Source organism: Kitasatospora sp. NPDC089509 (assembly GCF_044749365.1).
Taxonomy (GTDB): domain Bacteria; phylum Actinomycetota; class Actinomycetes; order Streptomycetales; family Streptomycetaceae; genus Kitasatospora.
In genome coordinates, this window is record NZ_JBIVHS010000040.1 from 52,031 (window position 1) to 64,634 (window position 12,604).

Annotated in this window: 12 protein-coding genes and 1 rRNA gene; 3 read left to right on the plus strand and 10 right to left on the minus strand. The window is 70.9% G+C overall.

The window, feature by feature from the left end; all coding sequences use genetic code 11:
• The first annotated feature begins 31 nt into the window (after nt 1-31).
• Nucleotides 32-220 carry a hypothetical protein gene (locus ACIP4P_RS42935; RefSeq protein ID WP_400929272.1) on the plus strand — a complete coding sequence of 63 codons (189 nt, stop codon included), beginning with the start codon at nt 32-34 and terminating at the stop codon, nt 218-220.
• Nucleotides 221-281: 61 nt separating this feature from the next.
• On the opposite strand, the gene ACIP4P_RS42940 is transcribed toward ACIP4P_RS42935, so the two are convergent.
• Complete coding sequence (locus ACIP4P_RS42940) at nt 282-662, minus strand: metal-sensitive transcriptional regulator (protein ID WP_400929275.1); 381 nt, start codon at nt 660-662, stop codon at nt 282-284.
• A 356-nt stretch (nt 663-1,018) separates the two neighbouring features.
• Here ACIP4P_RS42940 and ACIP4P_RS42945 point away from each other — a divergent pair, with 356 nt between their 5' ends.
• Together ACIP4P_RS42945 and ACIP4P_RS42950 are read left to right on the plus strand one after the other, a co-directional pair.
• Nucleotides 1,019-1,639: a DUF47 domain-containing protein gene (locus tag ACIP4P_RS42945; protein WP_188298808.1), complete on the plus strand. Its 621-nt coding sequence runs from the start codon at nt 1,019-1,021 to the stop codon at nt 1,637-1,639.
• 5 nt (nt 1,640-1,644) lie between these two features.
• Nucleotides 1,645-2,640 carry an inorganic phosphate transporter gene (locus tag ACIP4P_RS42950; RefSeq protein WP_350517197.1) on the plus strand — a complete coding sequence of 332 codons (996 nt, stop codon included), beginning with the start codon at nt 1,645-1,647 and terminating at the stop codon, nt 2,638-2,640.
• 183 nt (nt 2,641-2,823) lie between these two features.
• Here the strand turns inward: ACIP4P_RS42950 and pstB are convergent, their stop codons facing one another.
• From pstB to rrf, 9 genes are all read right to left on the minus strand, one after another.
• A complete protein-coding gene (pstB, locus tag ACIP4P_RS42955; protein WP_350517196.1) occupies nt 2,824-3,600 on the minus strand; it encodes a phosphate ABC transporter ATP-binding protein PstB in 777 nt (258 codons plus the stop codon).
• Between the two features lie 43 nt (nt 3,601-3,643).
• The gene (pstA, locus tag ACIP4P_RS42960) at nt 3,644-4,720 is read right to left on the minus strand and encodes a phosphate ABC transporter permease PstA (protein WP_350517195.1); all 1,077 of its coding nucleotides are present in this window, start codon (nt 4,718-4,720) and stop codon (nt 3,644-3,646) included.
• Entirely contained in the window at nt 4,717-5,694 is a 978-nt protein-coding gene (gene pstC, locus ACIP4P_RS42965; RefSeq protein ID WP_350517194.1) for a phosphate ABC transporter permease subunit PstC, read from the minus strand. The genes pstA and pstC overlap by 4 nt, the downstream gene beginning before the upstream one ends.
• Nucleotides 5,695-5,844: 150 nt before the next feature.
• Nucleotides 5,845-6,981 carry a phosphate ABC transporter substrate-binding protein PstS gene (pstS, locus tag ACIP4P_RS42970; RefSeq protein WP_350517193.1) on the minus strand — a complete coding sequence of 379 codons (1,137 nt, stop codon included), beginning with the start codon at nt 6,979-6,981 and terminating at the stop codon, nt 5,845-5,847.
• A 227-nt stretch (nt 6,982-7,208) separates the two neighbouring features.
• Complete coding sequence (locus tag ACIP4P_RS42975; protein ID WP_400929297.1) at nt 7,209-7,670, minus strand: NUDIX hydrolase; 462 nt, start codon at nt 7,668-7,670, stop codon at nt 7,209-7,211.
• Between the two features lie 67 nt (nt 7,671-7,737).
• Nucleotides 7,738-8,826: a CHAD domain-containing protein gene (locus tag ACIP4P_RS42980; RefSeq protein ID WP_400929287.1), complete on the minus strand. Its 1,089-nt coding sequence runs from the start codon at nt 8,824-8,826 to the stop codon at nt 7,738-7,740.
• 121 nt (nt 8,827-8,947) lie between these two features.
• A complete protein-coding gene (locus ACIP4P_RS42985) occupies nt 8,948-11,134 on the minus strand; it encodes an RNA degradosome polyphosphate kinase (RefSeq protein ID WP_400929300.1) in 2,187 nt (728 codons plus the stop codon).
• Nucleotides 11,135-11,477: 343 nt separating this feature from the next.
• A complete protein-coding gene (gene mshD, locus ACIP4P_RS42990; protein WP_400929290.1) occupies nt 11,478-12,452 on the minus strand; it encodes a mycothiol synthase in 975 nt (324 codons plus the stop codon).
• A gap of 72 nt (nt 12,453-12,524) precedes the next feature.
• Nucleotides 12,525-12,604: ribosomal RNA gene (gene rrf / locus ACIP4P_RS42995) — 5S ribosomal RNA — on the minus strand; the annotation flags it as partial.

The window sequence follows — 12,604 nt, forward strand, 5'->3', positions numbered from 1 at the left end:
GGGCTGGCGAGGCACTGAAGGGGTGGTGCAGGTGGTGTCGTCCACGGGCGGCCGCAGCGGTGGCCACGACGACGCGGCCCTCGACGAGATCGAGCTGGCCGGCGAGCTGATGATCGCCGCGACGGCCAGCGCCGGTGACCGGCTGCCGACCGAGCGGATCGACGAGGTGCTGCTGGACCGGGTGGATCCGGCCCGGGCCGAGCGGGAGGGCGACGGCTGACGAGCGGCGGTCGGTGGCCGGCGGGGCGAGCGACCGGGAAGCCGGGCCGTCCGTCGGCGGGTCAGCTGCGCAGCAGTCGGCCGATCGCGGCCGTGGCCTCCGCCACCTTGGCGTCCAGTTCGGCCCCGCCCTGTTCGGCGGCCGCGGCGACGCAGTGCCGCAGGTGCTCCTCCAGCAGGGAGAGCGCGAAGGACTGCAGGGCCTTGGTGCTGGCCGAGACCTGGGTGAGCACGTCGATGCAGTAGACGTCCTCGTCGACCATCCGCTGGAGGCCGCGGATCTGGCCCTCGATCCGGCGCAGCCGCTTGAGGTGGGCGTCCTTCTGGGCGCTGTAGCCGTGCGGGCCGTGACCACCCGCGTGGCCCGCGACGGCGGGGGTGTCGGCCTGCGGCTCGGTGCCGGGCGTGTGGTCCGGCTCGGTGCGCGCTTGCGTCGTGGTCATCGGCCCGCCTTCGTCTGAGTGCCTGGTGGCTGCGTCGGCCACCAGTGTCCAACACCGGGGCCCCGTGTGGTGTTCCGACGGCCCACCCGGCATGTGCCGGAGCGCCTGGTGGGGATCGTGCCGGGGTTCACCCGTCTGAGCGGCGCCCCGGTCGTGCGCGCGCAGGACGAGGGCGATCCGGGCGAGGTTCCGTCAGACTGGGGCCTCGCGTCCGCGTTCAACCGTGCGGTCGGGCCATCCGGTGCGGCACGAACGGAAGGGGAGGATCCGCCTCCCCGGCCACCACCCCATTTGCGCGATCGTGCTCGGTTGCACCTAGCATCGTTCAGTCCCTACCCCGCACATCGGAGAATTCCGTGCGTTTTAGCCTGACCCCGAAGGAGACGAGTTTCTACGACATGTTCGCCGCCGCCGCGGAGAACCTCGTCGTCGGATCGAAGCTCCTGCTGGAACTGCTGGGATCAGACGTGTCGGCCCGCGCGGAGATCGTCGAGCGCATGCGCGCCGCCGAGCACGCCGGGGACGACACCACCCATGCCGTCTTCCACCAGCTGAACTCCTCCTTCATCACGCCGTTCGACCGCGAGGACATCTACAGCCTGGCCTCGTCGCTGGACGACATCATGGACTTCATGGAGGAGGCCGTCGATCTGGTCGTCCTCTATGACATCCAGACCCTGCCGAAGGGCGTCGAGCAGCAGATCGAGGTACTGGCCCGGGCCGCGGAACTCACCGCCGCGGCGATGCCGAACCTACGCAGCATGTCGAACCTCACCGAGTACTGGATCGAGGTCAACCGCCTGGAGAACCAGGCCGACCAGATCCACCGCAAGCTGCTCGCCCACCTGTTCTCCGGCCAGTACGACGCCATCGAGGTGCTCAAGCTCAAGCAGGTCGTGGACGTCCTGGAGGAGGCGGCGGACGCTTTCGAGCACGTCGCCAACACGGTGGAGACCATCGCCGTCAAGGAGTCCTGACCCCCGTGGACATGGCAGCACTCATCGCCGTCATCGGCGTTGCGTTCTTCTTCACGTACACCAACGGCTTCCACGACTCGGCGAACGCGATCGCCACGTCGGTCTCGACCCGGGCGCTGACCCCGAAGGCCGCGCTCGCGATGGCCGCCGTGATGAACCTGGCCGGTGCCTTCCTGGGCAGCGGGGTGGCGCACACCGTCTCCAAGGGGATCATCGAGACCCCCACCGGCAACCAGGGGATGGCGATCCTGTTCGCCGCCCTGGTCGGCGCGATCGCCTGGAACCTGATCACCTGGTACTTCGGTCTGCCGTCCTCCTCCTCGCACGCGCTGTTCGGCGGCATGGTGGGCGCGGCGCTGGCCGGCGGCATCGACGTGATCTGGAGCGGGGTGATCGACAAGATCGTCATCCCGATGATCGTCTCGCCGATCGTCGGTCTGATCGGCGGCTTCGCCGTGATGCTGGCGATCCTCTGGCTGTTCCGCCGGGCCAACCCGCACCGCGCCAAGCGCAACTTCCGGGTCGCCCAGACCGCCTCGGCCGCCGCGATGGCGCTGGCGCACGGTCTGCAGGACGCCCAGAAGACCATGGGCATCGTGGTCATGGCGCTCACCATCTCGGGCCACCAGACCACCGGGGACATCCCGGTCTGGGTGAAGATCTCCTGCGCGACGATGCTCTCGCTGGGCACCTACGCGGGCGGCTGGCGGATCATGCGGACCCTCGGCCGCAAGATCATCGAGCTGGACCCGCCGCAGGGCTTCGCGGCCGAGGCCACCTCGGCGGCGATCATGTACATCACGTCGTTCGTCTTCAAGGCGCCGATCTCCACCACCCACGTGATCACCGCGGCGATCATGGGCGCGGGGGCCACCAAGCGGATCCGCGCGGTGCGCTGGGGCGTCGCCAAGAACATCGTGCTCGGCTGGTTCATCACGATGCCGGCGGCCGCCATCGTCGCAGCGCTGATGTACTGGTTCGTCCACCTCTTCTGGGGCTGACGCCCAAAGCCGCCCCGAGGCGCAACCGGAGGCGAGCGGGCGACCCCCGCCCCGAGGCACAACCGGAGGCGAGCGGGCGAATAACAGAGCAGGGCCCGCCCCCCACATCTCGGGGGGCGGGCCCTTCTTCATGCCCCGCGGCGGCACCGCCATGCAGCACCGCGGGACAGCTGGGGTCCGGCTCTAGCCGAAGCGGCCGGAGATGTAGTCCTCGGTCGCCTGCACCGACGGGTTGGAGAAGATCCGCTGGGTGTCGTCCAGCTCGATCAGCTTGCCCGGCTGGCCGACGCCCGCCAGGTTGAAGAAGGCGGTGCGGTCGCTGACGCGGGCCGCCTGCTGCATGTTGTGGGTCACGATGACGATGGTGAACTGCGACTTCAGCTCGCCGATCAGGTCCTCGATGGCGAGGGTGGAGATCGGGTCGAGCGCGGAGCAGGGCTCGTCCATCAGCAGGACCTGCGGCTCGACGGCGATCGCGCGGGCGATGCAGAGGCGCTGCTGCTGGCCGCCGGAGAGGCCGGCGCCCGGCTTGTTCAGCCGGGTGTGGACCTCGTTCCAGAGGTTGGCGCCCTTCAGCGAGCGCTCCACCACCTCGTCCAGGACGGCCTTCTTCTTCACACCGGCGAGCTTGAGCCCGGCGACCACGTTGTCGTAGATCGACATGGTCGGGAACGGGTTCGGGCGCTGGAAGACCATGCCGATCGAGCGGCGCACGGCGACCGGGTCGACGTTGGAGGCGTAGAGGTTCTCGTCGTCCAGGAGGACCTTGCCCTCGACCCGGGCGCCGGGGATCACCTCGTGCATCCGGTTGAGGGTGCGCAGGAAGGTGGACTTGCCGCAGCCGGAGGGGCCGATGAAGGCGGTCACCGAGCGGGGTTCGATGCTCATCGAGATGTCCTCGATGGCCTTGGTGGTGCCGTAGTAGGCCGACAGTCCGCTGACGTCGATGCGCTTGGCCATGATCGTTGCTTCTCTCGTCTGTCTTCGTACGTCAGTCGGTCGCTCAGTGTCCGGCCTTGGGCGAGCGCCAGCGTGCGATGCCCCGGGCGATGAGGTTGAGCCCCATCACGAAGGCGATCAGCACCAGCGCGGCACCCCAGGCACGGGCGTAGCCGAAGTCGTTGTTGACCACCGAGTACTGCTGCCAGATGTACATCGGCAGGGACTGCTGCGGTCCGTCGAACGGGTTGCTGTTGATGTAGTCGGCGCCGAACACCAGCATCATCACCGGGGCGGTCTCGCCCGTGATGCGGGCGACCGCGAGCATCACACCGGTGGTGATGCCGCCGATCGCGGTGGGGAGGACGATCCGCAGGATGGTCTTCCACTTCGGCACGCCGAGGGCGTACGACGCCTCGCGCAGCTCGTTCGGGACGAGCTTGAGCATCTCCTCGGTGGAGCGGACCACGACCGGGATCATCAGGATCGCCAGCGCGAGGCTGCCCGAGAAGCCGGAGTAGTTGAAGCCCAGGGCGAGGTTCCAGAGCGAGAGGATGAACAGACCGGCGACGATCGACGGGACACCCGTCATGACGTCGACGAAGAAGGTGACGGTCTTGGCGAGCCGGCCGCGGCCGTACTCGACCAGGTAGACGGCGGTGAGCAGACCCACCGGGGCGGCCATCAGGGTGGCCAGACCGACCTGCTGGAGGGTGCCGAGCAGCGCGTGGTAGATGCCGCCGCCGGGGCCGGACTGGATGACGCCCTTCATCGAGTGGCTCAGGAAGTTCCCGTTCACCACGCCGATGCCCTGCTGGATCGTGTAGACGGTCAGCGAGGCCAGCGGGACGACGGCCAGGATGAAGGCGACCCAGACCACCGAGGTGGCGAAGCGGTCCTTGGCCTGGCGGCGGCCCTCGACCTGGGCCGAGAGCAGGTAGCTGCCGAGCAGGAAGAGCAGGGCCGAGATCAGGCCCCACTGGAGGTGGCTCTCCAGGCCGGCGGCGGCGCCGATCCCGCAGCCGACCGCGATCGAGGCGACGGCGACGACGGGCGGGGTCCACTTGGGCAGCCGGTTGGCGGTGAGCTTCTGGCCGATCTGCGGCCGGGCGTCCTCGGGGACGGTGGTGACGGTGGTCATGCGTTGGCCCCCGAGTACTCCTTGCGGCGGGCGATGATCAGTCGCGCGGCACCGTTCACCAGGAGGGTGATGACGAACAGGACGAGGCCGGAGGCCATCAGCGCGTCGCGGCCGTTGTTGCCGGCCTCGGCGAACTTCAGTGCGATGTTCTGCGCGAAGGTGCCGCCGCCCGCGTCCAGGATGTGCAGCGACAGGACGCTGTTGGCGGAGAGCACCACCGCGACGGCGATGGTCTCGCCGAGCGCGCGGCCGAGGCCGAGCATGGAGGCCGAGATGATGCCGGGGCGGCCGAACGGCAGCACCGCGGTGCGGATCATCTCCCAGCGGGTCGCGCCGAGCGCGAGCGCCGCCTCCTCGTGCATCCGCGGCACCTGGCGGAACACCTCGCGGGAGACCGCGGTGATGATCGGCAGGATCATGATCGCCAGCAGGATGCCGACGGTGAACAGGTTGCGCGGCGGGCCGCTCGTGGTCTGGTCGAAGAGGTACGTCCAGCCCAGGTACTGGTTGAGCCAGCTGGTCAGCCCGTCCATGTGCGGGACCAGGAACAGCGCGCCCCAGAGGCCGTAGACGATGCTGGGGACGGCGGCGAGCAGGTCGACCAGGTAGGCGAACGGCTGGGCGATCCGGCGCGGCGCGTAGTGCGAGATGAACAGCGCGATCCCGATGGCCACCGGGACGGCGATCGCCATCGCGATGAGGGCGCTGACGATGGTGCCGAAGGCCAGGACGGCGATGCCGAAGACCGGCTTCGGGGCGTCCGGCATCCACTCGAAGGTGGTGAGGAAGTTGCCGTCGTTGTTGCTGAGCGCGATGCCCGAGCGCCAGGCCAGGAAGCCGGCGATCGCGGCCATGATGACCAGCAGCAGGATGCCCGCACCGCGGGCGAGGTTCATGAAGATCTTGTCGCCGACGCGGCTGTCGCGCGCTCGGCGTTCCCTGCCTCGCGGGGCGGCAGGGGAGGATGAAGTCATTGGTCTACTCCGGTCTGGTGGTGCCGCCCCGGAAGGGGGACGGCACCCTGGCGGCGGTGCCCCGGACGGTGGTGCTGGATCGGTGCGTTCCGTGGGGACGGCCCCGGCCCCCCTCGCTCACGGGGCCGTCCCTACGGGTGTCCGGTCGGATCAGGCGAGGGCGGAGACCGCGGCCTTGACCTTGTCGCCGATCGCGGCCGGCATCGGGACGTAGCCCTTGTCGCCGATCGACTTCTGGGCGGCGTCGCTGATGGTGTAGGTCAGGAAGGACTTCAGGGTGTCCAGGGTCTCGGCCTTGTTGCCCTTGTCGCAGGCGATCTCGTAGGTCACCAGGACGATCGGGTAGGCGTTGTCGGCCTTGGTGCCGTAGTCCAGCGACAGCGCGAGGTCGCCCTCGGTGCCCGACACGGTGGAGGAGGCGATGGTGAGGGCCGCGTTGGCGGCGGTGGCCTCGACCGGCTGAGCGGCGCCGGTGGCGATCTTGGCGCTCTTCAGGTTGTTGGTCTGGGCGTAGGACAGCTCGGCGTAGCCGATCGAGTTCTTGACCTGCTTGATCTGGGCGGAGACGCCGGCGCTGCCGTTCGCGGACTGGCCCTTGTTGCCCTTCCAGGTCTTGTTCGGCTCGGCCGTCCAGGCGCCACCGGAGGTCTTGGCGAAGTAGGACGTCAGGTTGAACGTGGTGCCGGAGTCGTCCGAACGGTGGAAGGTCTGGATGTCGGCGTCCGGCAGCTTGGCGCCCGGGTTCAGGGCGGCGATGGCCGGGTCGTTCCACTTGGTGATCTGCGAGTCGAAGATCTTGGCGGCGGTCGGGCCGTCCAGGACCAGGTTGTCGACGCCCTCGACGTTGTAGACCAGCGAGACCAGGCCGGCCACCATCGGCAGGTCGATCGCCTTGCCACCGGTGCAGACGGCCTTGGAGGCGTCCACGTCGGCCGGCTTCAGCGCGAAGTCGGAGCCCGCGAAGGCGACCTTGCCCTGGTTGAACTGCTGGACACCGGCACCGGAGCCGCCGCCGCTGTAGTTGACGGTGGTGCCCGAGCAGGCGGAGCCGAAGGTGGTCTTCCACACGTCGATCGCGGGGGCCTGCGCGGTCGAGCCCGCGCCGAGCAGGGTGCCGGCCTTGCCACAGTTGACCGCGGAGCTGGCCGCGGCGGAACCGCCGGAGCCACCGGACGCCTTGGTGTTGTTGTTGTCGTCCGAACCGCAGGCGGCGAGCGACAGCGAGCTGACGAGCGCCATGGCACCGATGGCGAGGGCCTTGGAGCGGCCGTTCCGCTGGAGCTTCACAGGGTGTCCCTTTCTGTGGCATTGCCCGTTGCACGGGGCCGTGGGAACACGGCCGGGCGTGGGTTCTGCTGTGGTCCGGGGCCCGTTCGGCCCTCCGGTAGTCCCGAAGTTAGGCCGGGTAAGTGACACGTCAGCCGGTCGCAAGTGAACGGAGAGTGAACCTCGAACGGATGACAGGAAACTACGTCACGTAGTAACGGTTGCGTCACGGCGCGGGCGCGAGAAGATCACTTCCGCCCTTCCGTGCCCGGGGATTCCTCGCACGCCCGTACGGGCCTCGCCCCCAGGATCACCAGCAGGGCGTCAACCAGCAACCGGTCGCGGTCGTGCGTCAGCCGGGCGCGGGCCTTGCCGGCCGGCAGCCACTCCATCCGGTCGACCTCCCGGTTCGGCCGGAAGGCCCCGCCGGTCGGCACCGCCGCCCAGTACCGGACCTCCTTCGGCCGGCCCTGCGCCAGGTAGTGCTGGGTCGGCAGCTCCGGACCGAGCAGACAGTGGAAACCGGTCTCCTCCCACACCTCGCGCAGCGCCGCCTCGACCGGCCCCTCGCCCGGGTCGAGCTTGCCCTTCGGCAGGCTCCAGTCGTCGTACTTCGGACGGTGGATCAGCGCGATCCGCGGCCGCCCCAGCCGACCGCTCGGCTTGGGCCGTCCGGGCAACCAGAGCACCCCGCCCGCCGCCAGCACCACCGGGGCGCGGCCCGCGCCGGCCGTGGTCGGGGCCGGCGGCTGCCCGCTGCTCAGGCGATCACGCAATTCAGGCCGTCCGTGGTGCGGGGGAATGCCCCCAGCCCTCGGCAGGGGGGATCTCCAGCCAACCGTCCAGACCCGGCGGGAGTTCGGGCCACCGGCGGCCGAAGGCGTACCGCGCCGCCTCCACCTCCAGTCGCTGATCAGCATGCACCACGCCCAGTACGTAGGCCGTCGCCGGGGTGATCCGCGGGGTGCGCGCCGCGGTCGCGGCGGTGACCGCGGCGTCCGCGGCCTCCTGGTGCCGGCCCAGCACCGCGTCCAGCTCGTCCAGCTCGACGGACGGCCGGCCGCACACCTCCAGCGCGTACCGGGCCCGCTTCACCAGGATCCGCAGCCGGGACCAGGGCGCGTCGTCGGCCGCCAGCGCGGTGTCCGCGTCCGCCGCGCCGCGCGCCGCCGGCACCGCGCCCAGCCGGCGCAGCCCGTCCCCGCCGTACGGCGTCGCGGCCCGCTGCAGCGGCAGCTGCTGGGCGCTCGCCGCCAGCGCGGTGAACGCGGCCGCCGCCTGCGGCAGCAGCACCGCCGCCGCCCGGCCGCCCGCCGCCTCCAGCAGCGGGGCCTCGCCGACCAGCAGGGTCATCCGGTCCGCCAGCGCGTGCAGCCGGGCCGAGCGCAGCTCCTGCAGCACGGTGGAGTGCGCCCTGGTCCGGGCCAGGGTCAGCTGGCGGTCCAGCAGCGCCCGCGCCTTGGGGGCGCCCGCGTGCCCGGCCAGCATGCCCGTCCCCTCCGGGTCCGTGCCGCTCAGCGAGTCCACCGCGCCCAGCAGCCGGGCCGAGCGACGGACGTAACCGGGCTCCAGCGCAAGCAGGTTGAGCAGCCAGCGCAGTTCGGTCCGCGACTCCTGCGCCCAGGCCTGCTCGAACACCGCCCCGAAGGTGTGCAGCAGCCCGCCGATCCGCCGGACGGCCCCCAGCAGGTCGACGGTGCCGCTCGCCGGGGCGGCCGCGGCCGAACCCGGTCTGGCGCCGACCTCGCCCACCGCGAGCGGCAGGGCGCGCAGGAACGCCCCGGCCTGGGCGGTGAGCTGGCGGGAAAGGATGTCCCCGGCGGTCGCTGTGGAGGCCGCCTGGGCCGTCATCGGCGCTTCGGTCATGGCGTGGTAGATCCCCGTTCCCCCGGGGACCTTCCCCCGGAGCTGGTGGCCGACCGCCGGAACGGCTCCCCCGGGGCCCCGGGGGCCCCGACCGTTCCGGCGGCTCGCATCAGTGGACGCGTCAGCGCGAGGTGGCGGCCCGGCGGCGCTGGCGCGAATCGATGAGCAGGTCCTGGACGTGCCGCAGCGGGCGGCCCTCGGCGTCCTGGGAGCGGCGGGCCCAGGCACCGTCCGGCGCCAGGTGCCAGGACTCGGTCTCGTCCGACACCCCCAGGTCGATCAGCCCCGACAGCTCGGCGCGGTGCGCCGGGTCGGTGATCCGCAGCAGGGCCTCGATCCGGCGGTCCAGGTTGCGGTGCATCATGTCGGCGCTGCCGATCCACACCTCCGGATCGCCGTTGTTGCCGAACACGAAGACCCGGGAGTGCTCCAGGAAGCGCCCCAGGATGCTGCGCACCCGGATGTTCTCGCTCAGCCCCGGCACCCCCGGCCGGATCGCGCAGATGCCGCGCACCCAGACGTCCACCGGCACCCCGGCCTGCGAGGCCCGGTAGAGCGCGTCGATCACGGCCTCGTCGACGATCGAGTTGACCTTGAGCTTCACGTACGCGGGCCGACCGGCCCGGTGGTGGGCGATCTCGTTGTGGATCCGCGAGACCAGCCCGTCCCGCAGACCGCGCGGAGCGGTCAGCAGGCGGCGGTAGGACTCCCGACGGGAGTAGCCGGACAGCCGGTTGAACAGGTCCGAGAGGTCCGCGCCGACCTGCGGGTCGGAGGTGAGCAGACCGAGGTCCTCGTACACCCGGGCCGTCTTCGGGTGGTAGTTGCCGGTGCCGACGTGCGAGTAGCGGCGCAGGGTGTCGCCCTCCTCGCGGACCACCAGCGACAGCTTGCAGTGGGTCTTCAGCCCGACCAGGCCGTAGACCACGTGGCAGCCGGCCTCCTCCAGCTTGCGGGCCCACTTGATGTTGGCCTGCTCGTCGAAGCGCGCCTTGATCTCGACCAGCACCAGTACCTGCTTGCCGGCCTCGGCCGCGTCGATCAGCGCGTCCACGATCGGCGAGTCGCCCGAGGTGCGGTACAGCGTCTGCTTGATCGCCAGCACGTCCGGGTCCGCGGCGGCCTGCTCCAGGAAGGCCTGCACCGAGGTGGAGAAGCTGTCGTACGGGTGGTGCAGCAGGACGTCGCGCTCGCGCATCGCGGCGAAGATGTCCGGCTGGGAGGCCGACTCGACGTCGGTCAGCCCGCGGGCCGTACCGGCCACGAACTTCGGGTACTTGAGCTCCGGCCGGTCCAGTTCGGCGATCCCGAACAGCCCGGTCAGGTCCAGTGGCCCGGGCAGCGGGAAGACCTCCGCATCGGTGATGTTCAGTTCCCGCACCAGCAGGTCCAGGATGTAGGGGTCGATCGACTCCTCGACCTCCAGCCGCACCGGCGGGCCGAAGCGCCGCCGCATCAGCTCCTTCTCCAGGGCCTTGAGGATGTTCTCGGTGTCGTCCTCCTCCACCTCCAGGTCCTCGTTGCGGGTGACCCGGAAGGCGTGGTGGGCGAGCACCTCCATCCCGGGGAAGAGCTCCTCCAGGTGGGCGCCCATGACGTCCTCCAGCGGGACGTACCGCTGGGGCGAGGCCTCCAGGAAGCGGGCCAGCGACTGCGGCACCTTCACCCGGGCGAAGTGCTTGTGGCCGGAGACCGGGTTGCGGACCACCACGGCCAGGTTGAGGGAGAGCCCCGATATGTACGGGAAGGGGTGCGCCGGGTCGACCGCCAGCGGGGTCAGCACCGGGAAGATCTTCTGCCGGAACAGGGTGTGCAGCCGGGCCTGCTCCTTCTCCGCCAGCTCCGGCCAGCGGACCACCTCGATGCCCTCGGCGGCGAGGTCCGGCAGCACCTCCTGCTGGAACGCGGCGGCGTGTCGGGCCATCAGCTCGCGCGAGCGGGTCCAGATCAGGTCCAGCACCTCGCGCGGCTGGAGGCCGGACGCGCTGCGCTGGGCGACGCCGGTGGCGATCCGGCGCTTGAGGCCGGCCACCCGGACCATGAAGAACTCGTCCAGGTTGCTGGCGAAGATCGCCAGGAACTTCGCCCGCTCCAGCAGCGGTATCTCCGGGTCCTCGGCCAGCTCCAGGACGCGTTCGTTGAACGCGAGCCAGCTGCGCTCACGGTCCAGGAAGCGGCCCTGGGGCAACGCTTCGAACTCCTGCTCGTCCGAGGCCGGCAGCTCCGGGGGGACGACCAGGGCGGTGGACATCCGGGCCGTCGGCGACGCCGGGGCAGGGACGGGGCGGGGGGTGCTCATGGGTTCCAGCTCCTCCAGCAGGACGGCGTCCGGACGCGATTGGCTCTGCGGGCCGTCGCCCTCGCCCCGGGTCGCCCCCGGAGACAACGCCCACCCACCGGGCGCGGTCCGTACAGGACCGGCCGGAGAAGGGCGGTCGACTCTGCACGAGCGAGACACTACGGACTTCATCCTGTGATCTTCGCGGCAGCAATTGAATCCACGGTAAACACCGCATGGCCAGGAGGAAAGCTGAGTCGGTCGGAGCAAGAGGCGGAGCCGGGTCCGGCCCCTCGCCCGCGACCTCTTCGTTACCGCCGCAGAGGAGTTCCAGGGGTGTCGCAGGGCTCCCGCAGGGGTGCCGCAGCTGCTGCTAGTGGGCGGCCCGGTACCGGGCGCGGTACATGAGGTCCACCTCGTGGACGGTGAAACCCAGTCGCTCGTACACCCGGACGGCCGCCGGATTGTCAGCGTCGACGTAGAGCAGGACCGTCTCCAGTCCACGCTCGCCGGCGCCCGAACCCGTCAGATGACGCAGTCCCGCCGCGGTCAGCGCGCGGCCGAGGCCGCTGCCCTGCTCGGCCGGGTCCACCCCGACGACGTACACCTCGCCGAGCTCCGGCTCGGTGGCGGTGGCCGAGTGCACCTTGGTCCAGTGGAAGCCGACCACCTTGCCGTCCCGGGTGGCCAGGAAGAAGCCGGCCGGGTCGAACCAGGGCTCGGCGATCCGCTCCGCCAGGTCCCGCTCCGTCCAGGAACCCTGCTCCGGGTGGTGGGCGAAGGCCAGGGCGTTCAGCCGCAGCCACTCCGCGTCGTCCTCCCCCGGACGGAAGGTCCGGAGCTCGATGCCCGCGGGGACGGCCACGGCCTCGGTCTGCCGACCGGTCCGACGCATCTGCCGCAGCTCGCGCACCAGCTCGGCACCGTACGCCCCGGCCAGGTGCCGGGCCGCCGGGTGGCCGCCGTGCACCCAGAAGTCCACCGCGTCCCGGCCGGCCGCGTGGGCCTCGGCCAGCACGGCGTCGACCAGCGGACGGGCCAGGCCGCGGCCGCGGGCGGCCGGGTCGACCAGCAGCTCGGCGGCCGGGTTGGCGGTCCCGGCCTCCGGCACCTCGACCTGGCCGTAGCCGACGACGGTCTCCGTTCCGGTCCCGGCCTCGGCCTCGGTCTCGATGACGTGGGTGACGCCCGGGCGAGGAGTCTCGGCGTTCCGCAGCCGGAGCCGGCCCTGCTCGGACACGGCGGCCCGGCCGTCGACCGCCTGCGCCTCCGCCAGCACGCGCAGGGCGCCGTCGCGCTGCTCGGGGCGGAGCACGTTGTTCGCAATGACCGCTGTCTGATCGTCCATGCCCCGACGATACGTCAAGGGAAATGCGAAAAGCCCCTGATCCGAAGGGATCAGGGGCTTTTCTGAATGATTGTTCGGCGGCGTCCTACTCTCCCACAGGGTCCCCCCTGCAGTACCATCGGCGCTGTGAGGCTTAGCTTCCGGGTTCGGAA

Bases quoted from the DNA above. Each gene is read 5' to 3' on its own strand.
- pstA (WP_350517195.1), bottom strand. From the start codon at position 4,720: ATGACCACCGTCACCACCGTCCCCGAGGACGCCCGGCCGCAGATCGGC.
- mshD (WP_400929290.1), bottom strand. From the start codon at position 12,452: ATGGACGATCAGACAGCGGTCATTGCGAACAACGTGCTCCGCCCCGAG.
- ACIP4P_RS42980 (WP_400929287.1), bottom strand. From the start codon at position 8,826: ATGACCGAAGCGCCGATGACGGCCCAGGCGGCCTCCACAGCGACCGCC.
- pstC (WP_350517194.1), bottom strand. From the start codon at position 5,694: ATGACTTCATCCTCCCCTGCCGCCCCGCGAGGCAGGGAACGCCGAGCG.
- pstB (WP_350517196.1), bottom strand. From the start codon at position 3,600: ATGGCCAAGCGCATCGACGTCAGCGGACTGTCGGCCTACTACGGCACC.
- ACIP4P_RS42940 (WP_400929275.1), bottom strand. From the start codon at position 662: ATGACCACGACGCAAGCGCGCACCGAGCCGGACCACACGCCCGGCACC.